The organism is Idiomarina seosinensis (genome assembly GCF_044797955.1).
In the GTDB taxonomy this organism is placed as follows: Bacteria; Pseudomonadota; Gammaproteobacteria; order Enterobacterales; family Alteromonadaceae; genus Idiomarina; species Idiomarina seosinensis_A.
In genome coordinates, this window is the sequence record NZ_CP085211.1 from 1,559,081 (window position 1) to 1,585,899 (window position 26,819).

Genomic DNA, 26,819 nt, shown 5'->3' on the forward strand with positions numbered 1-26,819 from the left:
ACAACGGAAAAACTATCCCACGCTATAAGAAAGAATCCTGGAAATATGGCTACGAGGTAAGCCCGTCTGTTGATGCCAGTGATTAATGGCTGCCTGCACCTGATTCAGTCCTTTTTTACTGGTGACTGATGCATCCAAGAGCTTATAATTTGTCAGTGCAGTAATGACATCGCTGGATAATACAAAGCCATCCCAACCCAGCGCCCGCAGAGCATACTGCGAGGTATTACCACCAAGCCGCGCCCCATGCTTCTTTAAATAAATAAGCAAATCTGCTTGTTGGCTGCCAGGCCACTGGGCAAGAAACCGGCCAAAACTGCCATACTCGTCAGCTACTTCTACGATCATTCTGGCGTTGACCGGCACCGTCATTATTTTTTGAAAGTTACGCACAATACGAGGGTCTTGAGCTAAGTCTTCCAAAACCTCCGGCGGCACCTGTTGCCAGTAAAAAGGAACAAAGCCCTTAAAAGCTTCTTCAAATGAAGGCCACTTGCGGTCAATAATCTGCCAGACAAATCCTGCCCGAAAAACGCAGCGCGTAAACAGTGACAGCACCCGATCATCAGGTATTTGTGCCAGCTCCTCATCAGATGCCACCCTGGGCATGAGTGCTAACATCGCCGACTCGCCGCCTTTGCGCTCGCACGCCCGCTGATAAAATACCGAAAAATCAACCGTGGTCATTGCATTACCTTGTCAGGAAAAACTTTGTGCTGCTTTAAATATCAGGGTTCCAATTGATACAAAAGCCCCCACTAATGGTACCCAGCGCGGCAGTATAAAGTGACCCTGAGGCTCACTTTCATCAGGATTACCCTTTAACCACCATAAACTGAAATTAACGAACGCAAAAACTGACAGCAACACGACGCTGGTCGCATTAGCCAGTTCGGTCAGTTGAAACGAAACCGCTAACAAAGCCACCACAGCCGTTGAAAGTAAAGTCCCCACCCAGGGGGTTTTTGTTACACTACTGACCCGACCTAAAATGGTTGGTGCATAGCCTCTGTTAGCCATACCATATGCAACCCGGGCAGCCATAACAACTTGCACCAGGGCGCTGTTGATGACCGACAAAATACTTACCACGCTGATTAGACCGACCGCCCATTCACCGTGGTGCCGCACAGGCTCAGCCAAAGGCGTATTGGCATCCGCCAGGGTGTCCGGAGGAATTGCCAAAACCAGTGCTGTGCTAACGGCCACATAAAGTAAAGCGGTTAACAGTAGACTGGCAATTAAGGCTTTTGGCATGGTACGGCGCACATCATGGACTTCTTCAGCCATGTTGACCATATCCTCGAAACCAATGAAAGCATAAAAAGCCAGTACTGATGCGGTCAAAATACTTAACCAGACACTGGTTTCCATTGCCGGAATAAACTGCCCCCACTCATAAGACGGGGTTTCTGGCATGCTAAGACTGGCTACAATGATGTAAATCAGCGTTCCAATTTGGATCAGGCTTATCAGAACAACTGTGCCAACGGCTTGCTTTACACCCCAGGCCGCAATTGCTCCAACCAGTAAGGTTACCCCCAGAGTTGCGAGCTTTGTCGGCAATTCCCAAAAATCGCTCAGAAAGTCAACAGTGGCGACCATCAGAGTTGCCGACGAAATCAGCCCCGTGGCAATGATTAACCACCCTACTAAAGCTGATAACCAGCGGCGCCCGAACGCTTTTTCCACATAACGGGCAGAGCCACCGGCGAAAGGCAAACGTGACGAAAGTTCGGCAAAAGCCAGAGCACTGAACAAGGCTAACAAGCCAGCTAATAAAAATGCTATCGGTGCATATAAGCCAGCGATACCGGCAACTTTACCTGAAAGCGCATAAAAGCCGGCTCCTACCATAGTCCCCATGCCATAAAAAACCAGCAGCCCAAAACCTATTGAGCGCTGCAACTGCGACTGTTGGCTACTGTTATTATCAGAGTCATGCACAGCGTTAACGTCCTCTGCCGGTGACTGTTATTATAGGTCTGAAGCGCGATTGCCTGTCTGAACCATCCTTTTTATCTCGTTTTCTTCAAGGTCTCTGACTTCCGTCAGTAGCTCCTCTGCAGAATCAGTATCCACCCGACCATACAAATGCGAGTAAAGTTCAAGTACTTGTTCGTGAAGATCAACTGTTTCGCCGGTGATATACTCCAGACTCTGCTCTTTAAAAGGGGAGTCCGAGTGGCCGTGTTCTAAAATCGAGTGGTTATCGAGGTAGTCGTAGACCAGCGTACTAAGAGCTTTTTCATCAGAGCGCTTGATAAACTCTCTTATCTGACATTCTAAAGTACTTTCGTGGTCGGCCAGATAGTCCAGAAACATCCGCGCCCGCTCCTGATCATTTTGTTCTGATGCCTTGTTCAGGCGGTTTTTTAAGTTTTGATGAAATAAAGCTGTCCACTTAAGTACATCTTCAATAGTCTCAACTCGCATCCAATTACTCCTTGTCAGTGTGAGCTACAACATTAAGTTTAGCAGAAATTTTACTGCGGTAATTCTGCGTGGCCTTTACCGCTTCGATAATCCAGCGTAACAACAAAATGTTTAAGTACGCCATAGCCCAGTAAGCCTTCGACCTCAACCCCACGGATCCGGCTGTGCTTAATTTTATAGCGCTCACCAAAATCGGCTTCGGCGCCGTCCATAGGAACCGCAGTGCTGATATCTTTTACCTTAAAAGGTCCAAAAATAACCGATGGCAGCTTAAAGCTGTCGGTATTGGCAAAGCCGTTAACGCCCCGTGACCAGGTCTGAGTAAGAGCATAATCATCAAGCCAGCCCTGACGAGCTGCCAAACCTCGCTTAATGTAAACACCACCGCTATTGCCGGTATCAAGAATCATCCAGACATCTTTTTCGTCATTAAGGGTAACCTGAATCAGCGGTGTGCCTGAGCCCTTCTGCGCCCGCATCGGAAGGTTCGCCACATCATCAAGGTTAAGAGCATCTCGCGTTGCAAGTCGCAGCTGTTTATTAGGGTAATCGAATTGAACAATAAAATTACGCAGCAGTGGAGCGCCAATAATTAAGGCATTACTGGAGTTGCTGAAGCTCGCGCCAACCAAATCGAGTGTCATATCCGAGTCAAAGAGCTTAACCGGAATACCCTCATAAACGGGTCGCCGCGATTTTTGATGGACACCTTTGACGTTCATGAAAGTTGAAATGTCATAATCCAACTCATGTTTTTTTAAAAATACTTCGTTAATAACATTGAGCTGGGAGCCGGAGTCAATAATTGCCCGGCCTTTAACACCGTTAACGCTAACCGTTATTTTGACGTGACCGCTATCTAATTCAAACGGTATCCATTCAGTAACACCAGCGCGGCTGGAAACGGTCAGGAAAAGTAACAAAGCTCCAAAAATAACGCGCAAACCTAACTCCTTGTTGGATTCGATGGTTTTACAAAAATTAACATTTTACCAACAAAGAAACTAGCATTGTATTTTTGACAAGGATTTTCGTTAAAAACCCTTAAAAGTCTTTTTTCCGTAGCGCTTTTTTCTGCCCCAACTGTTTTTTGCCGGTCAGTCGCTTTTCTTTAGCCGAACGGCTTGGTTTGGTTGGAATCCGCTTTTTTTGTACCTGGCCGACACTGCGGATAAGATCAATCAGCTGCTCCAGAGCCAACTCTCGGTTACGCACCTGACTGCGAGTTTCCTGAGATTTAATGATCACTTTGCCACTTTGCGTAATCCGGTGGTCGGCTTTTTTCAGCAACCGCTGTTTATAAAAATCCGGCAGCGAAGAAGCGTTAATATCAAAAATCAGTTGCGCCGCGGTAGCCACTTTATTGACATTCTGGCCACCGGCGCCACTGGAGCGAATAAACTGCCACTCTATTTCCGATTCGGCAATTTCAACCCGTTGTGACACTTTAATCATATTACTCGGCAGGTCCGATAAAACTGTCGATTCCTTCTTCTTTTAAGGCATCCAGGGCTTCAGCCAGTGCCTCTTCTTCTTTTTCAAAATAATCTTCCCAAAGAGTTGAATTATTATTTTCATCAACAATTTCTAAGATCCAGCCACTGTCTTCGGTACGATAAATGTCGATGTCCACGGTTTTTCCGCCGGCACTGTATTGCTGCGTATGTTTACTTTGAATAACTTCTTGTTCACTCATAAGGGGCTCTCTGTCGTTAATCCTGGGTTGCAGTTTAGCACTGTTTTAAGCCTCATAGCAGCCACTTCAATTTGCGTCTACACTATGCAGTAATGTCCACTCGAATAAAGGCCGGTCTATGCACAGTGCGTCACTTAACTCGTTAGGTCATTACTTACGAACAAAATGGGTGTCTCCACGCAGGATCCGGTTCTGGCTGGTAGTGTTGGTTATCCTTTACACCCTGCTGGGCTTTTTCGGCCTGCCATGGGCTGTTCAGTACGTGGCAGAAGATACCGCTGAGAAAGATTTTGACCGCGAGCTCAGCATAAAGTCAGTGCAGGCCAACCCTTTCACACTGACACTGCGTATCGACGGATTCGAACTTAAAGATACCGATGGGCAGCCATTACTGAGCTGGGAGCGTCTGTTCGTAGATTTTGCCTGGTCAAGCATCACTAATCAGGCCTGGACCTTTAAAACGATCCGGCTTGACAACCCACTCATTCACGAAGAGCGCTTTGTTTCCGGCGAAACCCGCCTATCCAAAATCATCGCTGAATCCAGCTCGCCGACAGATGCCGGCTCCAGTAAATCTGCAGCGTTACCAGCTGTGCGTATCAATCAACTGCTGGTAGATAATGCTAAACTGCGCTTCACTGACAACCTGACCAGCTCAGATGCCTCTGATAACCCTGAGCAAACCTCGCTGGTGCTCGAAAATATCCGCTTATCAGTGGAAAATTTTCTGCTGCCTGAGGAAAAATTCTTTCCCCTTAAGTTTAATGGACAATTAGCCCAAGGCGGTAACTTAACGCTTGAGGGCGAAGCGCGAATTTTGCCCTCGCTTTCTCTTAAGGCCAGTACCAGCATCAGTGATCTTGTCTTACAGCAGGCAGAACCCTATTTGCAGCAGTTCGCAAAGGTGCAGATAGACAGTGGCGCACTCAGTGTAAACGGTCAGATAAGTACCAATACTAACCAACCCTTCCAGTTCCGGGGCGCCGGCCGCATTGAAACCCTGAGCATTACAGAAGGCTCTGAAGACGAGGCACTTATCGGCTGGAAACGCCTCCAGACCGACGCCATCGAACTGAACCTGGCGGATAAGCGGCTTGAAGTTGACCCGGTCCAAATAGAAGGCTTGGCCGGGGAAGTCATTATACTGGCCGACAAGACCACCAACTTTGGTAAACTGATGGTGCAGCCGCGTACCGATGCAAAAGATGAAAAAACAAACAACAACAAGCGGTCGGGTGACGACCAGGACGCGCCTTTTAAAATCGCAGTTGAGCGCATTACACTAAGCGACGGAACTGTGCAGTTTACCGACAACTCGCTACCCTTGCCATTTTCAACTCGTATTCACAAACTAAACGGCGAGGTGTCGACCTTAAGCTCAGCCTCCGCGGAGCCGGCACGGGTAACGCTGGAAGGTGATGTTGCGGATTACGGCCTGGCGACAGCAGAGGGGGTCGTCAATGCCTGGCATCCAACCCGGCAAACCAAAATCCAGCTAAGGTTTCGTAACCTAAAAATACCCGATTACTCGCCTTATACCGTAAACTTTGCCGGTCGCAAAATCGCCGGCGGCAGCATGGATCTTGATTTGGACTACGCCATCGACGATAACCAGCTTGACGGCCAGAACAACCTTTTGCTGCATGATTTAAAGCTGGGGGAAAAAATGGCTTCCAGCGATGCCATGGACTTGCCATTGGATCTTGCGATAGCTCTGCTACAGGACAGTGACGGGGTGATTGATTTAACTGTGCCGGTAACCGGTAATGTGGGTAATCCGCAATTTGACCTGAGCCAAGTTATTCAGCAGGCCATAGGCAACGCTATTTCTTCCGTCGTTACAGCGCCCTTCAGTTTTCTTGCAAGCCTTGTCGGTGCAGAGTCAGAGGATCTCGGCAAAATTGAATTTTTGGCCGGACGCAGTGATTTGCTCCCTCCACAACGCGAACGTATTAACAAGCTGAAAGAAGCACTTAACCAACGTCCGCAACTGCAACTTGAGCTTGCCGGACCTTATAATCCCGACTTCGATAAACCGCGACTTAAGCGCAAAAAAGCGACTCAGGCACTGCAGAAAAAACTTACCGCAGAGGAACGCCAGGTTGAGGAGCCAAGCCTAACGGCAGAGCAAAATCAGGATATTATTGAGACAATGTTCACTACGTATTATCCGGATAAGAGCCTGACTGATTTAAAAGATTACTTCACCAAGAAGGCTCCAGAGTCAACTGATGAAGACGAACTGGATGCACTCTCTTATCGTAACTACCTGGCGGAACAAATTATAGCCGCGCAAACCGTTTCCATCGCAGAACTTAAAGCCGTTGCCAACGATCGCGCTGAAGCGGTTCGTGACGCACTGGCCAACAAAGATGCGGCAAGCGGCGTGTCAGCGCAACGGATAGAAATTAGTGAACCTGTAGAAGCCAAGCCAGGAGAAAGTGAACGCATTGCCATGGAGATTGGAATTAAAGCGGGTTAGCCATGACCCGCCAATCCATTAAACGGGCCTGGTATCATTCTCGCTACTAATTGCGAAGTTATTATGCTTTTTTAACGGCTACTGACATTCTTACACTTTAAATGTTTCTACCATTGACTGCAGTTCAGAGGCCATCCGAGCCAGCTCCCTGGTTGTTTCTGAAGTCTGTTCAATAGCCGTGGCATTCTGACTCGACATGTCATGAATAGACTGGGTATTAGCATTCATTTCTTCGCTGGTCATACTTTGTTGTTCTGCGGCACTGGCAATTTGTGTACTTAGCTCAAGGATAGTAGCAACCGACGATGTGATTGAAGACAGCGCCCGGCCCGACTCATTACCCAGCTTAGTCGCCTGCTCGGTATCTTTGCGGCACAGGTTCATCACCTCAACTGATTGGCGGGCGCTCGCCTGTAATTGCTCGATTATCGTAGCGATTTCTTGAGCCGATGTCTGAGTTCGCCCGGCCAGAGTTCGAACCTCATCGGCAACCACAGCAAAACCACGACCTTCCTGCCCGGCGCGGGCCGCCTCAATCGCTGCGTTGAGAGCCAACAGGTTGGTTTGATCAGCAATACCACTGATAACATCAAGTACTGCGGTGACACCCTCGGCACGCTGAGCAAGTTCATCAATGGTAATTCCGGCTTGCTCAATTTTAGCGGCGACTCCGTGAATTTGTTCTACAGTCCGCGACACAACCTGTGCTCCACTGTCGGCCTGGGCCTTGGCCTGATCAGCCGCTTCACTGGTACTGCTGATATTTGCCGACACATCTTGGGTTGTCGCACTCATTTCATTCATGGCGGTTGCCAGTGAATCAGTTTGTTGTCGCTGTTCGGTTATCGCTGAACTTGATTGCTCTGCTGTAGCTGACAATTCTTCACTGGCGGCAGAAAGATTGGCAGCGCTGCTGGCTACAGTCGCTATTGAGCGGCGCATACGTTCTGCAAATGCGTTAAAAGCGCGCCCCAAATCGGCAATTTCATGATTGCCTTTTACAGGAAGCCGACGGGTAAGATCGCCCTCCCCCTCGGCGATATCCTGCATCGCAAGCGTCGCCTCCCGCAGAGGCGCTATTACAGCGCGCACCAGCATCCACGAAATAAACGCCGCTAAAATTGCCGAAATAAGCAAAAATCCGAAGATAATCAGGTTCGCCCTGTCGGTAGTAGCAAGCAGTTCTTTTTTCTGGTCTGCACGAAGGTTCTCGGCTTCATTTTCAAGTTCACGAACCTGCTGCAGTAACAGCTCGTGCAAATCCTTTTGCTCAGCTTGAGCCTCGACAAATTGGAGGAAAGCATCGCGATAGTCGGAAAATTCTTGTCTTACCTCAGAGGCTATCTGTTTGCTGGACTCTCGCTCTGCTTGCGCAGCCATATCGGCTACCAGTATCAGAGCGGCCTCCAGCTCGTCCCGGACTTGTTTAACAGCTGAACTTTCCGGTTTAAGCTGAACATCCTTTTCATAACGGCGCGCTTCCAGTAAATATTTAATTAAGCGATTGGCCGCATCTGCCTCACGCAGCTCTTCAAGAACATCAGCAGCCGCTGCACCGTTATTAAGCAAAACCCGAACTTGCTGCTTTTGCTGTTCGCGGAAATCTTCCAGAACCTCGTCTGAAACTCGGGCTGCCTGTTCCATTAACAACTGCTGCTCTGCTGCCTGTTGATCAAGCTGCAGGTAGCGGCCAAAGTTTTTTTGATAGGCAGTTAGGTCTCGAGAAAGGCTGGTTAACAACGCCTCATTTTGAGCATTTTCAAATTGTTGACTTGTTTCCTCGATTTGACCGCTAATTGTCTCGATTAGATTGAGCACTTTCTCGGCATCTGAGGCCTTGCCACTAGATAAGTAATCTTGTTCTTCACCGCGCAATTCAAGGACATATTTCACAATTCGATTTGCGTCATCAGCTTTATCGGTGCGATCGATAACTTCGTTAAGCGCAAATATAGCGATAACTGCCAGTATTAATGTAACAACAAACAGCGCCGCAGAGCCCAAAATAATGCGCATTCGCATCGTCAGACGATTTAAAAGGTGACTCACTGATTTTTTCCTTAAATAAACCCGAGCAAAGCCGGCTAAAATGAAACACGCCCTTGCAGGTGTGCTGATGCATATAATGGGGTTGACCGTTTGAATACTTATACCCACAACGGTTTTTAGGAGCAATCGGTAAATTTAGCGTTGTTTTTGTTTGCTAAGAGTCGTAGTTCTCAAGGTATACGGGGCCTGCAGAGTAAATAAAAGACTAGAGAGTGGTCATTTTCAGTCGCTAAATTACGTAATTATACGTACATTATTGTTAACCTCAGACAGTAACCTCCGGACACAAAAAGACTGCCTGCGCCGGAAGCAGCGTTTTCGGTTACCTTGACGAACAGAGGAAATACTACGAAGCTTGGTAGCGAAACAACTTTTTAACAAGTAGGTATTTAAAGATGAGATCGCTCTCGTATGCAGTTGGTCTTATCGTTGTGACAGCGGTGGCGTTTGTGCCGGACTCAGCGAGCACTCGGTCGGACTCAGAGCCTACCCTGCAGGACAATACTATCTTGTATGCGGGGTCGGAATATTACCCGCCGTTTGAATGGCTGGATGAAAAAGGCAAGGTACAGGGCTTTATTAGCGATTTGCAGCGTGCCATGGCTAAAACCGATAACACGAATATCGAGTTTCAGCTGTCCACCTGGAGAGCTGCCCTCGATGCTGTTCTCGATGGCAAAGCCGATGCGGTTGCCTTAATTCCATCGGATGACCGAAGTGACTCTTTTAGCTTTACACAGCCTATACACTATGTCAGCCATGGCATTTTTTCGCACGTCGACGGCCCAGAATACACCCAGTTGTCACAACTTACCGGGCAAACCGTCGCGGTCGCTGAGCGGGCTTTCGCCGAAAGTAAGTTGCGCTCACTGAACCTTGATCTAACCCTGCTTATCGCATCTGACGAGCTTGACTGCCTGCGTAAAGTCGACAACCACGCAGCTGATGCCTGCATCGAAGTCAATATCACCTCGGACCAACTCATCAACCGATACGATTTAGCCGTCACTTCTGCGGGAATACAATTTTGGCCTCAACCCTATGCTTTTGGCGTAAAAAAAGGCAACGACGCCTTACTTAATCAACTGAATAATAAACTGGCCACTATTATTGTTAACGGGCAGTACGAAACCATCTATAAACGCTGGGAACACTTACTTGAACCTGACACCCACGGCATCCGGAACACCCTACTCAATGCGCTTTGGTTTATCGCTCCACTGATCCTACTGGCGCTTGTCGCACTTTACTGGTCCGTAACGCTACGTTACAAAGTCCGCCAGAAGACGGCCGCATTGCGCACCGAGTTGCAGCAGAATAAAGCCTTGCAGCGACAGCTTGAATTTAACGCAGCGCATGACAACATCACCGGCCTATACACCCGGACTGCCTTTTTTGGCAAGTTAGATACTCGTCTGCAGCCGTGCGCTGACGGTGAAACAGAAGCCGTCACTCTGGTCACCATACAAATTACTAATATTGAGCCCATAATCACAGTGTTTGGTTATGAAACGGCTTATAGCACCGTTACAAAATTTGGTGAGCGCCTTAAAGCAATGGACCAGTATACCTGCGCCCACTTTGGTTCAGGCCTGTTCGCCTTAACTCTGCAAGAGGAGTCGCAGCTTGATGATGTGATTGACACGTTACGTGAACCCTTATTTTCTGCCGCCGGAGAAATTGAACCACAGCTTGCCTTTGGCATCGCTCAATCTCACTGCTCTGTAGAAAACATCGATGGCGCCGAACTGGTGCGTCGTGCTATCACCGCCTTAACCGCAGCGCAAAAAAGAAAAGTCCAGTATTGCATCTACAGTGATACTGATGAGCCCGATATACAAAATTTGCAGCTGCTGAATGATTTTCACAGGTTTGGTTGCCAGCAATTTCTGCTGCACTTCCAGCCCCAGTTTGATATTACCCGGCAACAGATTTCACACGCCGAAGCCCTGATTCGTTGGCAGCACCCCACACTGGGGCTTGTCCCCCCTAATAAATTCATTCCTCTACTGGAACAGTCCGGAGGCATTAAACAGTTAACTTGCTGGGTTATTGAGCAAGCCGTTAAAAAAATACAGCAGGACGCCATGGGGGATGCGCAAAAATCGCTAACACTGAGCGTGAACATCAGTTGTCACGATTTGCTGGATGACCAATTTCTGCCGTTTGTCCGCAATGCGATCACCGATATCAATCCATCTCAGTTACTGTTCGAGATTACGGAAAGCGGCTTGATCGAAGAGTCTTCTTATGCCAAAGAAGTCATCTTTAGCCTTGCCTCGATGGGCATTGGTTGCGCCGTTGATGATTTTGGTACTGGCTACTCGTCACTGTATTATTTGAATGAACTATCAGTGGAAGAAATTAAACTGGACCAGGTATTTGTTAGAGCTATCTGTAACAGCCGCAGAAGTTTGACCATTGTTGAATCAACCATCACCCTGGCCCGTGACCTGGGCCTAAAAACAGTAGCCGAAGGAGTCGAAGACCAGCAAACTTTAAATAAACTTATCGAGTTAGGCTGTGACCGTATTCAGGGCTTCTACATCGCCAGACCGATGCCGGAAGAGCAACTAAATCGTTTTTTGACGGCGATTAACAACCCCGGTGACAGCAATTAACTGTGGGCGTTTAGAAAAGGCAAGGCAATAAAAAAGCCGCTCGATTGAGCGGCTTTTTATATGGAATTGGTGGAGCTGGCGGGAGTTGAACCCGCGTCCGCGATACCTACATCCTCGGTACTACATGCTTAGTCAGTCTTTTAATTAATCAGTGTGACGCCGACTGACAGGCTTCACAACTGACGAGTCCGATTGGTTTTAACGCTTCAGCTCCGGACGAAGCATCCACGCGAGTCTGCTTTGGTTTGAGCCATCCTGGTCCGGTCTCGCAGACAAAGCGCCGGGGGATGGGCTTAGCGGGTTATTAAGCCGCTAGAGCGTAGTTGTCGTCGTTTGCAACTATAAGGTTGAGGCTTTTTACGAGGCCTGCCTCACCTCGGCATGCACCTTGGGTTTCGTGTATCCCGTCGAATCCAAATCAGCCCCAAAGTCTTACTGATTTAACGCGAATACTATAACTCAGACCGCGTCTAAGTGCTATAAGTTCCGTTGCTGAGCGATTATTTACTGAGCATTTCGGAGTAATTAAGCCATGTAGAGCACTTTTTCTACTAGCTCTCCAATACCCGCATCAGCATCAGCCGGTGTTTCGGCCAGCATATAGGCAGGTGTCGTTACCAGTTGATATTTGTCATCTACGACAATATCCCGCACACCACAGTCAATGTGCTGTCCGCCCATGCTGCTTATTGCGCCGGCGACGTCTTTATCGTTACCAACGGTCAGCTTAACGCCCTCGCCATAAATATGAGGTAATAAAACCGGCGCAATGCACATGTACCCGGCTGGTTTATTAGCTTCTTTAAAACCACGACCAATGGCCAGCACTTCATCATTAACGGACATGTCGGCGCCCTTATTTGCGAAGTCGCAAAAGTTCTTGGCAACACCGAAACCACCCGGCAATATCAGCGCATCAAAATCTTCGACCTTTAATTGGCTTAAAGGTTGCACGTCACCGCGTGCTATTCGTGCTGATTCAACCAGCACGTTACGTTTCTCGCCGGTATCTTCATTTTTTACATGGTTAATGGTGTCTGCTTGGGCGATATCCGGAGCGAAACACTGGTAGCCTGCCCCTTGCTTGCTGATATGCAGCAGTGTCAGCACCGCTTCGTTAATTTCAGCACCATCGTAAAAACCGGCGCCTGATAGTAAAACAGCTACTTTTTTCATCACAAACCTCGCGTTCGGTTGTTTGTTAGTCAAGTTCTATTTCTTTGTCATTTTGTTTACGCCACTGCCATTCGTTTTCTAAGGTGGCACTGGGCTGAAGCATAGCAAAGTCCAGCTCGTCCACTGATTCGCCCGATTTTAATCGTAACGGCAAATCCGGATTAGCCAGCCCTTTTTTACCTACCGCCAGTAATGCGCTGGGATAATGAGATGCGACATGTTGATAGTTGTTTTCGTCAATGCCGCCGTTAACAATCAACTGAATATCGCTGAACTCCTGCACGATTTCGGCCAGGGACTTATTACTGCCGCCTTTAAAAGGCTTGCGGTTAACGTCACTGTCTGTTGTATGGATGTAATCTATGCCGGCCTCTTTTAATGCCTTAACCAGCTTAATCATTGCTTCTTCGCCTTCGGGCCACTGATAGTCGGGATCGGTTATTGTGATCTGACTCAAGCGGATACCGACAATAAAATTCCCTTTCGCCGCTGCTTTGGCTGCTTTAACAACCATAGCGACATAGGTCAGCCGATGCCCAATATCACCGGACCATTGATCGTTGCGGCGGTTAAAATAATCACTCAAAAACTCGTTCAGCAGATAGCCATTGGCTGCATGCAGCTCAACACCATCAAAACCTGCTTCCCGGGCTCGGTTAACGGCCCCGACAAATCCTTGCATCACCGCATCAAAATCCCGCTCATCCATAGCTTTTACTTCCGGCCAGCCGTCGGCGTCACCATACCAGCCCAGCGGCTCACCTTTGGGCTGAACAGCGCTGGGTGCTATCGCCGTATCGGTATATTCATTATGCTGACACTGAGCACCGGCATGCATTAGCTGTAAAATAAACTGACAGTTATGCTGCTTAACCCGTTCAACGATCGTGCGCCAGGCATCCGTTTGTGGTGCATCACTGATGCCCGGTTGATGACTATACCCCTGACTGGCTTGCTGATCAGTGTAAACACCTTCGCTGATAATCATACCCCAGCCGCCTTTGGCAAAGCGTTCGTAATAATCGCCCATCAATTCGGTTGGCTTGCCTTTTTTATCCGCACTGATGCGTGTCATTGGGGCAACCACCAATCGATTTTTAAGTTTGTGTCCTTTTACTTCGTGACTATCAAACGCTGAACTCATGCTCAAATCCTTATTTTGTAACCACATCTAAACGCTGTTAAGCATAGTCATTGTGCTGGATTAGGACAAATTCAACCCCGCTACCCGGCAAAACTCAGCTTGTTAGTGCTTTTGGGAGTACCGTTTGCATGGGCTTTCGTGATAAACTTGCGCGCAAATTTTGACCCTGTCGAGGATTTCCCGTGAGTACCAATAAACCATCTCTTAGCTACAAAGACGCAGGCGTGGACATCGACGCAGGCAACGCCCTGGTTGATCGAATTAAAGGCGTTACCAAACGCACGACTCGGCCCGAGGTTATGGGTAACATTGGTGGTTTTGGTGCCTTGTGTGAGTTACCGACGGGTTACAAAAAACCCGTTCTGGTATCAGGTACTGACGGAGTCGGCACCAAATTGCGACTGGCAATCGACTTAAAACAGCACCGTGGCGTGGGTATCGATTTGGTGGCTATGTGCGTTAACGATTTAATCGTACAGGGTGCCGAGCCGCTGTTCTTTTTGGATTATTATGCGACCGGTAAACTCGACATCGATGTGGCGGCTGATGTGGTCAGCGGTATCGGCGATGGTTGTGAACTGTCCGGCTGCGCACTTATCGGCGGTGAAACCGCTGAAATGCCGGGCATGTATGAACACGGTGACTACGATTTAGCCGGCTTTTGCGTCGGAGTGGTCGAAAAAGATGACATCATCGACGGTAGTAAAGTTGCCGAGGGCGATGCATTGATTGCCTTAGGCTCAAGTGGCCCGCATTCAAATGGGTACTCGCTAATTCGTAAAATCATTGAAGTCAGCGAAGTTGATCTGGAATCTCACTTACACGGCCGTTCGCTGGCAGAGCATTTGCTGGAGCCGACCAGAATTTACGTCAAACCGGTACTTGATCTCATTAAACAGCTTCCTGTTCATGCCCTTTCACACATTACCGGAGGTGGTTTTTGGGAGAATATCCCACGTGTTCTGCCAGCCGGCTCAAAAGCAGTAATTGACGGTAACAGCTGGGACTGGCCGGTGATTTTTGACTGGTTAAAAGACAACGGCAACGTCAATATGAAAGAGATGTACCGCACCTTTAACTGTGGCGTCGGTATGGTCATAGTGGTACCGCAGGAAAAAGCTGAGCAAGCGGTGCAGTTGCTGAGTGATGCCGGCGAAAACGCCTGGAAAATTGGGTTTATCAGCAAAGCTGAAGAAGGCGAAGAGCAAGTCGATATTTTAGCCGACGAAACTCGCTAAGGCTTAATGATGAAGCGCATAGTAGTACTGATTTCGGGCACTGGTTCAAATATGCAGGCTATTCAAGAGGCCTGTGAGCGTGGCCAGGTTGCTGGTCAGGTGGTGGCCGTCATATCCAATAAAGCAACAGCCAGAGGCCTCAGCAAAGCAGCCGATAAAGGCATTGCCACCGAAGTGTTATCACACAAAGAGTTTGCCAGCCGTGAAGATTATGACGCCCAACTGATGACGCTTATTGATCAATATCAGCCGGATCTCGTTGTCCTGGCAGGTTTTATGCGTATCCTGACCGGCACTTTTACACGTCACTATGAGGGTCGCATGCTTAATATTCACCCCTCATTGCTGCCCAAGTACAAAGGAGTTAACACTCATCAGCGGGCTCTGGATGCAGGTGATCAGGAACATGGTGTTAGTGTGCATTTTGTCACTGAAGAGCTGGACGGGGGCCCGGTCGTTTTACAGGCCAAAGTACCGATCTTTGAAGGTGACTCCAGTGCCGATTTACAAGCTCGGGTACACGAGCAGGAACACCGGATATATCCCCTTGCTGTAAACTGGTTTTGTCAGGACCGGCTTACTCTGCAAGGGGGTCGTGCTTTATTTGACGGCAAACCACTTGGCGAACAGGGGTACGCGGCCGACTAGTTTTTTTCCTTTTCATGTCGCTGCAGTTTCTGCAGCGACATGGTGGCCTGCTCCTCACCTTCTTTAAATTGCCGGGTCTGCACTAATAAATAATTTAATTCTGGAGCGAACCAAAAAAAGGTCTGTCGGCGGTCAGTGTCTCGCACCCGTTGCACTTTAACTGCGTTGAGCTCGCCGTAAGGTGTCGTTAATTTCTCCTCCTTCAGGATCTCATAGCGATAGTTATCGGCCCGGCCTTTTTCATCAATAATGGGGTACTCCAGCGGTTCAGCTTTATTAGCGACATCCAGCCGCAACTTTTCTATCACGCTGGCCTCATCATACAGCTCATCCTGCCACTGAATATCAATCAGCCGCCCACTGTCAACGTTACGAATTTCTTTGCTATCGGCGTCAAAAGTGGCATGGAACGATTTATCAGAGCCGGTACCTGAACGCATGTACAAAAACTCCATCGGCTCAAAGCTCTGGCTTTGTCGGTCGTATTTAAAAACCGAGCGCGTTTCGCGCACATCCGACAGGATAAACCAGGAAATATCGGTTTTGCCCCTCAGCTGCCACTCACCTTCCGGCGAAACCTCAAGTTTCCGATAACCTTCGCCGTATTCGCTGCCACCACGAGTAATGAGATACTCCGCTTCGTAAGGCTTCAATGTTACTGGCTCCGCAACAGCGGCTAACGACGTGCAAAACAGTAGCAAAGCTAATGCTTTTTTCATTGCTGGACCTCTTAATTTTTCCATACACCCCGGGCTGCAGAACAGCGCCAGAGTAATGCTTTAAGTTATTCAGACTAATTTTTCAAACGCATGTTCAATTTTTTCTTGAAAATAAGTGCGACATGCTTTAGTTTGGCCCTAATATTACTGGTCAGACCTCTAATTTGGAGCATAACTATGAGTGTCGCACTGTGGATCATCGCAACCTTAGTCGTTGCCGGTGTATTAACTTATAAACGAGCAAGCTTGCTGGGCTTTAGTCTGGGACTGGTTGCCATGTTCGCCATTGGTGGCATGTTCAACATTGTCGGTCCGGTATTATGGATTTTACTGGCTATTGTATTGGTACCAGTTAATGTTACCAGCTTGCGCGAAAACTTCCTCACTAAGCCGATATTAACAGCTTACCGCAAAGTCATGCCAGAAATGTCAGATACTGAGCGTGATGCGCTGGAAGCAGGAACTGTCTGGTGGGAAGGCGAGCTTTTCGCCGGTGATCCCGACTGGAAAAAGTTGCTGGACGTACCTAAGTCGGAACTGAGCGCTGAAGAGCAGGCCTTCTTAGACGGCCCTTGTGAGGAAGTCTGCAAGATGCTGGATGACTGGGAAGTCACTCATGAGCTGACGGACATGCCGCAGGACGTCTGGCAATACCTTAAGGACAATAAATTCTTCGCGATGATCATCAAAAAAGAATACGGTGGTCTAGAGTTTTCTGCTTATGCTCAGTCGCGGGTGCTGCAAAAGCTAGCCGGTGTCAGTACAGTACTGGCCTCAACCGTTGGCGTCCCTAATTCGCTCGGTCCTGGAGAACTTCTGCAACATTATGGAACAAAGGAACAGCAGGACCATTATTTGCCACGCCTTGCTAACGGCGATGAAATTCCCTGTTTTGCATTAACCAGTCCTGAGGCCGGTTCAGATGCAGGAGCAATTCCGGATTCCGGCGTGGTCTGCAAAGGCCAGTGGAACGGCGAAGAAATTGTTGGTCTAAAACTTAATTTTAATAAGCGTTACATTACCCTGGCACCTGTTGCTACGGTCATTGGGCTGGCCTTTAAAATGTATGACCCAGAGGGTCTGTTAGGCGAGAAAGAAGAACTGGGTATTACCTGTGCGCTTATTCCTCAAGACACCCCGGGGATGGAGACTGGTCGCCGTCACTTTCCGTTAAATGTGCCGTTTCAGAATGGCCCGGTGCGCGGTAATGATGTGTTTGTGCCGCTGGATTACATCATTGGTGGCGAAAAGATGGCTGGTAAAGGCTGGCGGATGCTGGTCGAGTGCTTGTCGGTTGGCCGTGCAATCACACTGCCATCAAACAGCGCCGGTGGGATAAAACAAATGGCTCTTGCAACCGGTGCCTACTCGCGCATCCGTCGCCAATTCAAACTGCCTATTGGTAAGATGGAAGGCGTTGAAGAGCCCATGGCACGCATTGGCGGCAATGCTTATTTGATGGACGCGGTTACCACCTTATCAACGGCTGCCATCGACCTGGGTGAAAAGCCTTCGGTTATCTCAGCCATTGCGAAATATCATATGACCGAAAAGCTGCGGTCATGCATGGATGATGCTATGGATGTACACGGCGGTAAAGGCATTTGTCTGGGTCCAAACAACTACCTCGGCCGTGGTTATCAGGGTGTGCCTGTTGCCATTACGGTGGAAGGCGCTAATATCCTGACTCGCAGCATGATGATTTATGGTCAGGGTGCTATCCGCTGCCATCCGTTCGTGCTTAAAGAAATGACCGCGTCGGCAAAAGAAGGCTCTGCTGCTCTTAAGGAATTCGATAAAGCCATTTTCGGACATATCGGGTTTGCTGCCAGTAACTTTGTCCGTTCATTATTTTACGGCTTTGGTGGTCACCGTCTGAGTGATGCACCGGGCACCAACGCCACTAAAGCTTACTACCAGCAAATGAACCGTTTCAGTGCCAACCTGGCTCTGTTGTCGGATGTTGCGATGGGTGTATTAGGCGGTAGCCTTAAGCGTAAAGAGCGAGTATCTGCGCGCCTTGGCGACATGCTCAGCTATCTTTACATTGCCTCGGCTACGGTGAAACGCTTTCATGATCAGGGTCACCTTGAAGATGATAAGCCGCTGTTGCATTGGGCAATGCAGGATACCCTGTTCAAACTACAGGAAGCTCAACTGGCACTGCTGGAAAACTTTGGTGCTGTAGGCACAGTGATGCGCGGCATTATGTTCCCTCTGGGTCGGTTTGTTAAACGCCCGAGTGATAAAACTGACCACAAAGTTGCGCGTCTGCTGATGGAGCCGAGTGTTACCCGAAGCCGCTTAGGTGAAGGGCAATTCTTAGATCCCGAAGGTCACTTCGGACTATTGGAGCAAACCTTACAGGATATGATCGCCTGTGAAACGCTGCATGCGAAAATCTGTAAGGCTGCGGGTGAACGCTTTAGCTTTACTCAACTGGATGCGTTGGCCGACAAAGGGCTTGAACTTGGCGTTATTAGTGACGATGAAGCCGACTTAATGCGCCGGGCTGAAACTGGTCGCTTGCGAACTATCAACGTAGATGACTTTGACCCGGCTGATCTGCTGGCCGGCAAAGCAGCTTTTGATTACGCATTAAAAAATTTAGCCGATGATAAGGCCGCCTGAACGTAACGGTTAACTATCAGCCGATAAAACGGCTCTCCTGCTGGAGAGCCGTTTTTTTATGGGTGAAATTTGGGTAAGATACGCCGAGATTAAAATTATAAAACGAGTTTTCTTTATGCAGTCTTCGAATAATAGCTATGATGCTACCAGCAAGCGCGGCTGGTTTACCCGTTTTCTTGATAGTGTTGAGTGGCTCGGCAACTTGTTGCCCCACCCCATTACCCTGTTTGCAATCTTCTGCCTTTTCATCATCGTCGCCAGTGGTATTGCTGCGTTTTTTGACGTCAGCGCTATTGATCCGCGCGATGGCGAAACCGTCATTCCTGCTGTCAGCTTAATGACTGCTGAAGGCGTACAACGTATGGTTACCAATCTGGTAACTAACTTTACTGGCTTTACGCCACTGGGGACGGTCCTGGTTGCTTTGCTGGGGGTCGGTGTTGCCGAACGTTCCGGGCTTATATCGGCGGCAATGCGCGGCCTGGTAATGAAGGCTCCGCCTCAGCTCATTACGGTAACCGTTGTATTTGCCGGCGTTATTTCTAATACCGCTTCAGAACTGGGTTACGTGGTATTGGTGCCGTTGGCCGCAATGATTTTTTATGGCCTTGGCCGCCATCCTCTGGCCGGTCTGGCAGCGGCTTTTGCTGGTGTATCCGCCGGCTACAGCGCCAACTTGCTAATCGGCACTGTTGATCCATTGCTGTCGGGCATTACCGCCGAGGCCGCCCGCATTATTGACCCTGAGTATACGGTTGGTGCTGAAGCCAACTGGTACTTCATGATGGTGAGCACCTTTATGATCGCCATATTGGGGGCACTGATTACTGATAAAATCGTTGAGCCTAAGCTGGGCAAATATAACAGTGAAGAGGCCGCCATGGACCTGAGCGACCAGTCCTCGATGGAGCCACTAACGGTTCAGGAAAAACGGGGACTATTATATGCCGGTTTGAGCATTGTGGTGATTGCCGCCATTCTGGCACTGACGGTGGTTCCTGAATGGGGTATTTTGCGCCATCCGGAAACCGGCGATGTAAAAGGCTCTCCCTTCTTAAAAGGTGTGGTTGTTTATATCTTCTTTGCCTTTGCTATCCCCGGGTTTGTCTATGGTCGCACAGTGGAAACCATGAAAAACGATCGCGATGTTATCGATGCTATGTCGCACAGCATGAGTACCATGGGCATGTATATTGTCTTGGTATTTTTTGCGGCTCAGTTCGTTAACTTCTTTAAATGGACTAACTTCGGTACTATTTTTGCAATTAATGGCGCCGAATTTTTGACCAGCATGGGGTTAACAGGACCCTTATTGTTCGTATTTTTTATTATGATCTGCGGTTTCGTCAACCTGATGCTAGGCTCTGCTTCCGCTCAGTGGGCTATTACTGCACCTATTTTTGTACCCATGCTGATGCTGGTCGGCTATGCCCCCGAGGTCATTCAGGCGGCTTACCGTATTGGTGACTCAGTAACTAATGTAATCACACCAATGATGAGTTACTTTGGGCTTATTCTGGCGGTAGCAGCGCGCTACAAGAAAGATCTGGGTATTGGCACTCTAATTGCGATGATGCTGCCTTACTCGATGATTTTCTTTGTTGGCTGGACTATTTTGTTCTTTATCTGGGTGTTTGTCTTTGGCTTACCGGTTGGCCCCAGCACACCAACCTATTACAGCGGTTAAAGCAAAGCTGACTTGATCAGGATTAATGGCTTGTCAGCACGAGCCATTAATCCCTGCCCCGGTAAGCTTGCGTGGCAAATTCGTCCGGACGCTCCAGGGTACCCTGCTCGCGGGCAAACTCCGCCAGCGCTTTAGCATAATCAATACCGGTATTGTTAGCGCGCCCCTGTTCGGTCAGCTCATAAAATGTTTGGTAACCGTCCTGGCCGCCAGCAACAAAGCTGTTAGTCACCGCCGTATAGCTTTCTTGTAACTGCATTGATTGCCAACGATCACTTTCTTTATCCCAGATCTGAATGTCTGACACTCGATCGCCATAACTCTGGGTTAAATCAACCGAGTAACGGATGCCTGCACCATAAGGATAAGCCCGCGTTGAGCCGCCATCAGAAACTGAATAGGCAAGCGCTTCTTCCAGTACCTGCTTAAGCTGCGACCCGGTAATCTCAATTGAAACCAGGGTATTGGCAAAAGGTAATATGCTAAACGCATCACCTATGGTGAACTCGCCGGCTTTGATGTCACCACGCACCCCACCACCATTTTGCAAAGCAAAATCAGCTTCCGGTACGGCGTGAAGGAAGGCTTCAGCGGTTATCCGATGTGCGCCGGAACTGATCACATCAGCACAACCTGAACGCCGTGGCCGGTCTATTTCCTGACTGCAAATGGTTTCAGGAACCCTGGCCAGCACTTCACCGGAAAAATCTTGCACTTTTTCCTGATAATCATTTAACAAACCCTGAACTTGGCTATCTGGCTTAACAAAGCTAAACACACCGCTTTGCTTTAGCGCGGCTTTAATTGGTTCAAGGGTAGTAACTGACCCTTCTGTCGGCTGGATCTCTTGCCCCAGCAGAAAGTGCGGCCGACCGCCGCAGCTGGCTACTTGATCACCGTTAAACTGCACCTGCAATTCGCCGACCACTTGACTGTATTGATAAGCATGGGCTAAGCAGACGGTTTCGCCATCGGCATTATTAATGACTGTGGGGTAAGGGCCAGCAGCTTCCATGCCAAACTCAGAAAAATCGCCCAGCAGAGTATGAGAGTCGCCGCCAATAACCACATCTACCGCCGACAACTGGGTTACCAGCTCCAGATCGCGGGCATACTGGATATGGCTCAGTAACACGATTTTCTCGATACCCTTTGACTGCAGTTCAGTAATTGCCCTGCGAGCGGCCGAAAGTTCGTCTTCAAACTCGGTGGTTGCATCGGGTTGCGACGATTTCTTAGTTTTCTTTGCAATGGTCAGACCCACCACCCCAACGGAGTGACCGCCGCGCTGAAACACAGCGTACGGCGAAAAAGAGTCGCTCATGCTGGCTGGTGTTAACGGCGACACACCCAATGCCGGCTTAACGTTAGCCGACAATTTTGCGGTCGGGCATGCCGGTGTTCCCAGCTTGTCCAAAAACTCTTTTAACCCGGCATCGCCTTTATCAAACTCATGATTGCCGATCGTAAAGGCATCAAAGCAGACCTTATTCATGACCTGAGCGTCAACCTCGTTGCCGAACAAGGTAAAAAAGAGGCTGCCGGTGATGGCATCACCGGCGTGCAACGTCAGCACATTATCATGCTGTTTACGCAGTAACTCGATTTGCTTTGCAACCCGGGCAAAACCGCCACTATTGACCTGCCACTGCTGGCCTCCCCAACTGAGAGTTCGCTGTTTGGGCAGTAAATTAGAATGGTGATCATTGACGTGAAGCACCGTCAAATTAAGCTCTTGCGGCGCTTCAGTCGATTGAGCAGCGCAACCGCCGAGCAATGCTGACGCAAGCAGTAAAACCGGCAGTCTCAATAAGCTCATAGCAGTTCCCCGGGTTAGTTTTAATCTTTAATCAGACCGATTTCACGTAAACGTTCCATCAGGTAATCGTCTGCAGTAATTGCCGGATCACGCTGCGGGTTCTCATCGCTGATGCACGAGGGTAGCGGTGTTATCATGACATCAGGATTAAAGTGCAGGAAAAAAGGAATCGAATAGCGTGATTTCGCGCTGTAAGGCGCAGGCGGATTGACTACGCGATGTGTCGTTGAGGGTAATACATGATTTGTCAGGCGCTGCAGCATATCGCCCACATTACAAATGATTGCCCCTTCAATAATCGTTACCGGCACCCAGCTACCGTCTTTTGCCAGTACTTCAAGGCCGGGTTCGCGTGATCCCACCAGCAGGGTCAGCACATTGATATCTTCGTGAGCCCCGGCCCGCACAGAAGGCGTCCCCTGGTCGATAATCGGTGGGTAGTGCAACGGCCGTAAAATAGAATTTCCGTTATTAACTTTATCGCGAAAAAAATCCTTTGGCTGCCCTAAAAATACCGCCAGGGCATCCAGGACTTTGTTGCCCAGTTTGTCCAGCTCGCGATAAATCGCGGTCATATCCTGTTCAAACTTCGGCAGCTCCTTTGGCCAGACATTGGGCAGTAACTGTGGATATTTTGGCTCGCCGTCGACTTCGCGGCCTACATGCCAAAATTCTTTCAGGTCGACGTGTTTAGCGTCTTTAGCAATTTCAGTACCAAAGGGTGTGTAACCGCGCGCTCCGCCTTCACCGGGGCGGTGGTACTGCATTTTAACCTCTTCAGGCAGCGCAAATAGCTCGCGGCAAGTATCCAGTGCCCGCTCGATCAGCGCGGTGTCGATACCATGATGAGTTAACGCAATAAAACCATATTGGTCATAGCCATTCCCCACTTCCTGGGTAAATGCATCAAAGTTTTCGTTGTAACGACGCATATCAACGTGAGGGATAGAATGAGAAGCAGACTGCATGGGATTGTCCATTAGTTGGTAGTTTTTTAAGAAAAATAGACGCGTATTTTAGGCCGATTGCGGTTTTTTCACAAGTTGGCGAGCAGGTCTCTGACCGGCCGGAAACTCTTGCGATGAATTGGACAAGGGCCATGCAATCTCAGTAGTTCAAGGTGTTTGGCGGTGCCATACGCTTTATGTCGGTCAAATTCGTACTGTGGGTATTGCTGGTGCCACTCCAGCATTTGCCTGTCACGTTCAACTTTTGCCAAAATCGAGGCGGCTGCTATACAAGGTTCGCTGGCGTCACCGCCAACGATGGCTTCGGCAGGAACTCTGAGTTGCGGAACCCGGTTGCCATCCACCAGCACTTTGACAGGGCTAACCGGCAACGCATCAACCGCCCGTGTCATCGCATTCATCGAAGCCCAGAGGATATTGATCAAATCAATTTCATCCACTTCAGCTTGCGCAATAGCCCAGTACAACGCTTTCGCTTTAATTTCTTCGTTAAGCGCGTTACGTTTTTTTTCGGTTAGTTTTTTTGAATCATTCAGACCAATAATCGGATTTTCCGGATCCAGAATTACAGCTGCCGCAACCACTGGCCCGGCAATGGGTCCACGACCGGCCTCATCGGTTCCACAAATCATACAATCTCACTTGGTTAGTCTATTAAATAATGGTTATGATAGCGCTTTATTACGTCATTATATATTAACCTGAGGTTCTCATGGCTGAAAATCCACAACCAGACCGCGAACAGATGGAAAAGCCCCGCGGCCTGTTAAACCGTATGCTGGACAAAGTTGAATACGTTGGCAATAAATTGCCTGATCCGGCGGTTATGTTTTTTGGATTGTTACTGATTGTCTGGGTCATGTCGTGGCTTTTTTCCGGCGTATCCTTCGATGAAAGACACCCCTTAACCGGCGAAGCCATCAATGTGACCAACTTGCTTAGTGGCACCGAAATGGCTGCTTTTCTTGCTACCATGGTCGACACTTTTATGGGCTTTGCGCCACTGGGAGTGGTGTTAGTGGCGATGTTAGGTGTTGGGGTTGCAGAGCGCTCGGGCTATATTAATGTTGCCATTAAGTTAATGCTTAATGTCACCCCAAAAATGTTGCTGACGCCGGTATTAATTCTGGTGGCCATTGTCAGCCATACAGCCGTCGACGCTGGTTATGTTCTGGTAATCCCCCTTGGCGGCGTTATTTTTTATGCTGCAGGAAGGCATCCACTGGCTGGTATTGCAGCGGCTTTTGCCGGCGTATCCGGCGGTTTTAGTGCTAATTTCGTGCCTTCTGCTATTGACCCCTTATTGCAGGGCTTCACCCAGTCGGCTGCCCAGCTTATTGATGCGGATATGCAATTAAACCCGCTAAATAACTACTTTTTTACTGCAGCCTCTTCAATTTTGGTTATTGGCGTTGGCTGGTTCCTTACCGACAAAGTGGTTGAACCGCGACTGCGGGGTACCGAACTGGATGGCGAGCAAGAACAAATGCCAGCTCTGGATGACGTTACCCCACGTGACCGCACCGCTTTTTACTTAGCCTCACTGACCATGGTTATCGGCCTTTTACTGTTATATTTTTCAGCCACTATGGAAAATTCACCTTTAGCCGATCCGGTAACTGGTGAGCTGGCTTCCTTTGCAGCGCCGCTAATGGGGATGATTGTCCCGTTGATTTTCTTATTGTTCATTATTCCGGGTATCGTCCACGGGTTCGTTTCGGGTAATTTTACCAACTCCCAGGACGTTATCGGCGCGATGACTAAATCGATGGAAGGAATGGCCTATTACATGGTTATGGCGTTTTTCTGTGCCATGTTCATTAAAGCCTTTGGCGATTCTCAGCTTGGTACTCTACTATCGGTGAAAGGCGCTAATTTCCTTGCCAGCCTCGAGTTATCCGGCGGTGTAACTATGGTCGGCATGATATTCCTGGTGGCTTTTATCAACTTATTTGTTGGCTCTGCTTCGGCTAAATGGGCGTTAATATCGCCTATTTTTGTGCCAATGCTGATGCAACTGGGTTATTCGCCTGATTTAACCCAGGCGGCCTATCGTGTTGGTGATTCAAGTAGTAACATCATTACGCCATTACTACCTTACTTCCCGCTGGTTGTTTTGTATTGCCAACGCTACGTTAAAGGTACCGGTATCGGCTCACTGGTCGCTATGATGTTACCCTTTACAGTATCGTTGTTGGTATTATGGTCGGCGTTCTTGATCCTCTACTGGACACTTGGTATCCCTCTGGGTTTCCAGGCTAACTACACTTACCCGGCAGGTTAACATGACCGCGATTAAGCAAAAGACCATTTGGCTGACCGGTGCCTCCTCGGGCATTGGTTTAGCCCTGGCCCACCAGTTAGCGGCCTGTGGCGCCCGGCTAATATTAACCTCACGCCGGTCTGCACAATTAGAACAACTACGCCAGTCGCTGCCCAACCCCGACTCCCATCAGGTGTTGGCGCTGGATCTATCGGCACCCGAGCAGGCAAAATCCGAGGCCCAGCAGGCGTTAGCCGATCAGACCATTGACGTGCTGATTAATAACGCGGGTATTTCGCAGCGCAGTAGCGCTTTGCAAACCGATCTGTCGGTGTACCGCCAATTGATGGAAATTGATTACTTTGGTGTCGTCGCGCTAAACCAGGTGGTGCTGCCGCAAATGACCGAGCGTCAACAGGGTCATATTGTTGCTGTTGCCAGTGTTGCCGGTAAAGTTGGCAGTAAACTGCGCAGTGGCTACTCAGGTGCTAAATTCGCGGTAGTGGGATACATGGACTGTTTACGAGCAGAAATGGCCGAGCACAATGTACAGGTAACCAGTATTTTACCGGGCTTTGTAAACACTCAAATTGCGATTAACGCATTGCAGGCCGATGGTAATCAGCAAGGTCACAACGACCCGGAGATCGAGTCGGGAATTAGCGCCGAGGCTTGTGCAGCCGGTATTATTAAAGCCATCGAAGCTAACAAAGCCGAAGCCATTATCGGCCAAGGGTTAAGCGCTATGGCACCGCGCTTGCAACGCTTTTTTCCTGCTTTGGTGAGACGAATTACCGCCAAGCGGAAAGTTTAATCCTTGCTTACCAAGTCGGGATTGAAGGTTACTTCCCAGAGATAGCCTTCAGGATCGGTGAAGTAGCCGCCAAAACAGCCCCAGGGCTGTTCATGGGCGGCTTTATTAACTACCGCGCCGGCCGCGGCTGCTTTTCTTAACAGCTGCTCTGCTGCCTCCCGGCTGACCACATTATGACTGATTAAAACCCCATGCCCGGTTACCGCACAACTCGTTTGACGCTGCAGGCTTTCACGCGGCCAAAGCGCCAGCTTGAGGTTATTATTCAGTTTAAAAAACGCTACCTGAGTATCCTGCTCAGGCTCACCAACAACACCTTTTGTCGGTAACCCAAGACCCTGATGATAAAACTTTGTCGCTTGCACCAAGTCGTCAACTGCTAAAGTAATCACCGAGATAATTGGTTGCATATCCACTCCTTGTTTCAG

General features: G+C 48.9%; 22 protein-coding genes and 1 other RNA gene. 8 read left to right on the forward strand and 15 right to left on the reverse strand.

What is annotated here, in order from left to right:
* Positions 1-12: 12 nt before the first annotated feature.
* The 6 genes from LG288_RS07360 to LG288_RS07385 form a co-directional block, all read right to left on the reverse strand.
* On the reverse strand, positions 13-687 hold the full coding sequence (locus LG288_RS07360) for a DNA-3-methyladenine glycosylase I (protein ID WP_404399507.1): 675 nt from the start codon (positions 685-687) through the stop codon (positions 13-15).
* A gap of 12 nt (positions 688-699) precedes the next feature.
* Positions 700-1,947, reverse strand: coding sequence for an APC family permease (locus LG288_RS07365; protein WP_404399509.1), 1,248 nt, complete (start codon positions 1,945-1,947; stop codon positions 700-702).
* 30 nt (positions 1,948-1,977) lie between these two features.
* A complete protein-coding gene (locus LG288_RS07370; protein WP_404399511.1) occupies positions 1,978-2,436 on the reverse strand; it encodes an ATPase in 459 nt (152 codons plus the stop codon).
* Positions 2,437-2,486: 50 nt separating this feature from the next.
* The gene (locus tag LG288_RS07375) at positions 2,487-3,380 is read right to left on the reverse strand and encodes an aspartyl protease family protein (protein ID WP_404399513.1); all 894 of its coding nucleotides are present in this window, start codon (positions 3,378-3,380) and stop codon (positions 2,487-2,489) included.
* Positions 3,381-3,480: 100 nt separating this feature from the next.
* Positions 3,481-3,891 carry an alternative ribosome rescue aminoacyl-tRNA hydrolase ArfB gene (arfB, locus tag LG288_RS07380; protein WP_404399515.1) on the reverse strand — a complete coding sequence of 137 codons (411 nt, stop codon included), beginning with the start codon at positions 3,889-3,891 and terminating at the stop codon, positions 3,481-3,483.
* A 1-nt stretch (position 3,892) separates the two neighbouring features.
* Complete coding sequence (locus LG288_RS07385; RefSeq protein WP_404399517.1) at positions 3,893-4,132, reverse strand: hypothetical protein; 240 nt, start codon at positions 4,130-4,132, stop codon at positions 3,893-3,895.
* 118 nt (positions 4,133-4,250) lie between these two features.
* Here LG288_RS07385 and LG288_RS07390 point away from each other — a divergent pair, with 118 nt between their 5' ends.
* A complete protein-coding gene (locus tag LG288_RS07390) occupies positions 4,251-6,614 on the forward strand; it encodes a DUF748 domain-containing protein (RefSeq protein ID WP_404399519.1) in 2,364 nt (787 codons plus the stop codon).
* A gap of 90 nt (positions 6,615-6,704) precedes the next feature.
* On the opposite strand, the gene LG288_RS07395 is transcribed toward LG288_RS07390, so the two are convergent.
* Positions 6,705-8,663: a methyl-accepting chemotaxis protein gene (locus LG288_RS07395; RefSeq protein ID WP_404399521.1), complete on the reverse strand. Its 1,959-nt coding sequence runs from the start codon at positions 8,661-8,663 to the stop codon at positions 6,705-6,707.
* Between the two features lie 395 nt (positions 8,664-9,058).
* On the opposite strand from LG288_RS07395, the gene LG288_RS07400 reads away from it, so the two are divergent.
* The gene (locus LG288_RS07400) at positions 9,059-11,284 is read left to right on the forward strand and encodes an EAL domain-containing protein (RefSeq protein WP_404399523.1); all 2,226 of its coding nucleotides are present in this window, start codon (positions 9,059-9,061) and stop codon (positions 11,282-11,284) included.
* Positions 11,285-11,351: 67 nt separating this feature from the next.
* On the opposite strand, the gene ssrA is transcribed toward LG288_RS07400, so the two are convergent.
* The 3 genes from ssrA to LG288_RS07415 form a co-directional block, all read right to left on the reverse strand.
* Positions 11,352-11,710: a transfer-messenger RNA gene (ssrA, locus tag LG288_RS07405) on the reverse strand.
* A 99-nt stretch (positions 11,711-11,809) separates the two neighbouring features.
* Entirely contained in the window at positions 11,810-12,460 is a 651-nt protein-coding gene (gene elbB, locus LG288_RS07410; protein WP_404399525.1) for an isoprenoid biosynthesis glyoxalase ElbB, read from the reverse strand.
* 25 nt (positions 12,461-12,485) lie between these two features.
* Positions 12,486-13,604 carry an NADH:flavin oxidoreductase gene (locus LG288_RS07415; RefSeq protein ID WP_404399528.1) on the reverse strand — a complete coding sequence of 373 codons (1,119 nt, stop codon included), beginning with the start codon at positions 13,602-13,604 and terminating at the stop codon, positions 12,486-12,488.
* A 182-nt stretch (positions 13,605-13,786) separates the two neighbouring features.
* On the opposite strand from LG288_RS07415, the gene purM reads away from it, so the two are divergent.
* On the forward strand, positions 13,787-14,842 hold the full coding sequence (purM, locus tag LG288_RS07420) for a phosphoribosylformylglycinamidine cyclo-ligase (RefSeq protein ID WP_404399530.1): 1,056 nt from the start codon (positions 13,787-13,789) through the stop codon (positions 14,840-14,842).
* 9 nt (positions 14,843-14,851) lie between these two features.
* On the forward strand, positions 14,852-15,490 hold the full coding sequence (gene purN / locus LG288_RS07425; protein ID WP_404403060.1) for a phosphoribosylglycinamide formyltransferase: 639 nt from the start codon (positions 14,852-14,854) through the stop codon (positions 15,488-15,490).
* Here purN and LG288_RS07430 read toward each other — a convergent pair.
* Complete coding sequence (locus LG288_RS07430; protein ID WP_404399531.1) at positions 15,487-16,209, reverse strand: DUF3108 domain-containing protein; 723 nt, start codon at positions 16,207-16,209, stop codon at positions 15,487-15,489. The two genes, purN and LG288_RS07430, sit on opposite strands and share 4 nt — an antisense overlap.
* A gap of 177 nt (positions 16,210-16,386) precedes the next feature.
* On the opposite strand from LG288_RS07430, the gene fadE reads away from it, so the two are divergent.
* Together fadE and LG288_RS07440 are read left to right on the forward strand one after the other, a co-directional pair.
* Complete coding sequence (gene fadE / locus LG288_RS07435; protein ID WP_404399533.1) at positions 16,387-18,840, forward strand: acyl-CoA dehydrogenase FadE; 2,454 nt, start codon at positions 16,387-16,389, stop codon at positions 18,838-18,840.
* A gap of 115 nt (positions 18,841-18,955) precedes the next feature.
* A complete protein-coding gene (locus LG288_RS07440; protein ID WP_404399535.1) occupies positions 18,956-20,527 on the forward strand; it encodes an AbgT family transporter in 1,572 nt (523 codons plus the stop codon).
* Positions 20,528-20,573: 46 nt separating this feature from the next.
* On the opposite strand, the gene LG288_RS07445 is transcribed toward LG288_RS07440, so the two are convergent.
* From LG288_RS07445 to rnhB, 3 genes are all read right to left on the reverse strand, one after another.
* A complete protein-coding gene (locus LG288_RS07445) occupies positions 20,574-22,346 on the reverse strand; it encodes a bifunctional metallophosphatase/5'-nucleotidase (protein WP_404399537.1) in 1,773 nt (590 codons plus the stop codon).
* A gap of 20 nt (positions 22,347-22,366) precedes the next feature.
* Positions 22,367-23,314: an isopenicillin N synthase family dioxygenase gene (locus tag LG288_RS07450; protein ID WP_404399539.1), complete on the reverse strand. Its 948-nt coding sequence runs from the start codon at positions 23,312-23,314 to the stop codon at positions 22,367-22,369.
* A gap of 68 nt (positions 23,315-23,382) precedes the next feature.
* On the reverse strand, positions 23,383-23,946 hold the full coding sequence (rnhB, locus tag LG288_RS07455; RefSeq protein WP_404399540.1) for a ribonuclease HII: 564 nt from the start codon (positions 23,944-23,946) through the stop codon (positions 23,383-23,385).
* An 80-nt stretch (positions 23,947-24,026) separates the two neighbouring features.
* On the opposite strand from rnhB, the gene LG288_RS07460 reads away from it, so the two are divergent.
* Together LG288_RS07460 and LG288_RS07465 are read left to right on the forward strand one after the other, a co-directional pair.
* Complete coding sequence (locus LG288_RS07460) at positions 24,027-25,598, forward strand: AbgT family transporter (protein WP_404399542.1); 1,572 nt, start codon at positions 24,027-24,029, stop codon at positions 25,596-25,598.
* A gap of 1 nt (position 25,599) precedes the next feature.
* A complete protein-coding gene (locus tag LG288_RS07465; RefSeq protein WP_404399544.1) occupies positions 25,600-26,391 on the forward strand; it encodes an SDR family oxidoreductase in 792 nt (263 codons plus the stop codon).
* On the opposite strand, the gene LG288_RS07470 is transcribed toward LG288_RS07465, so the two are convergent.
* Positions 26,388-26,801, reverse strand: a complete 414-nt coding sequence (locus LG288_RS07470) for a VOC family protein (RefSeq protein WP_404399545.1) — start codon at positions 26,799-26,801, stop codon at positions 26,388-26,390. The two genes, LG288_RS07465 and LG288_RS07470, sit on opposite strands and share 4 nt — an antisense overlap.
* Positions 26,802-26,819 lie beyond the last annotated feature (18 nt).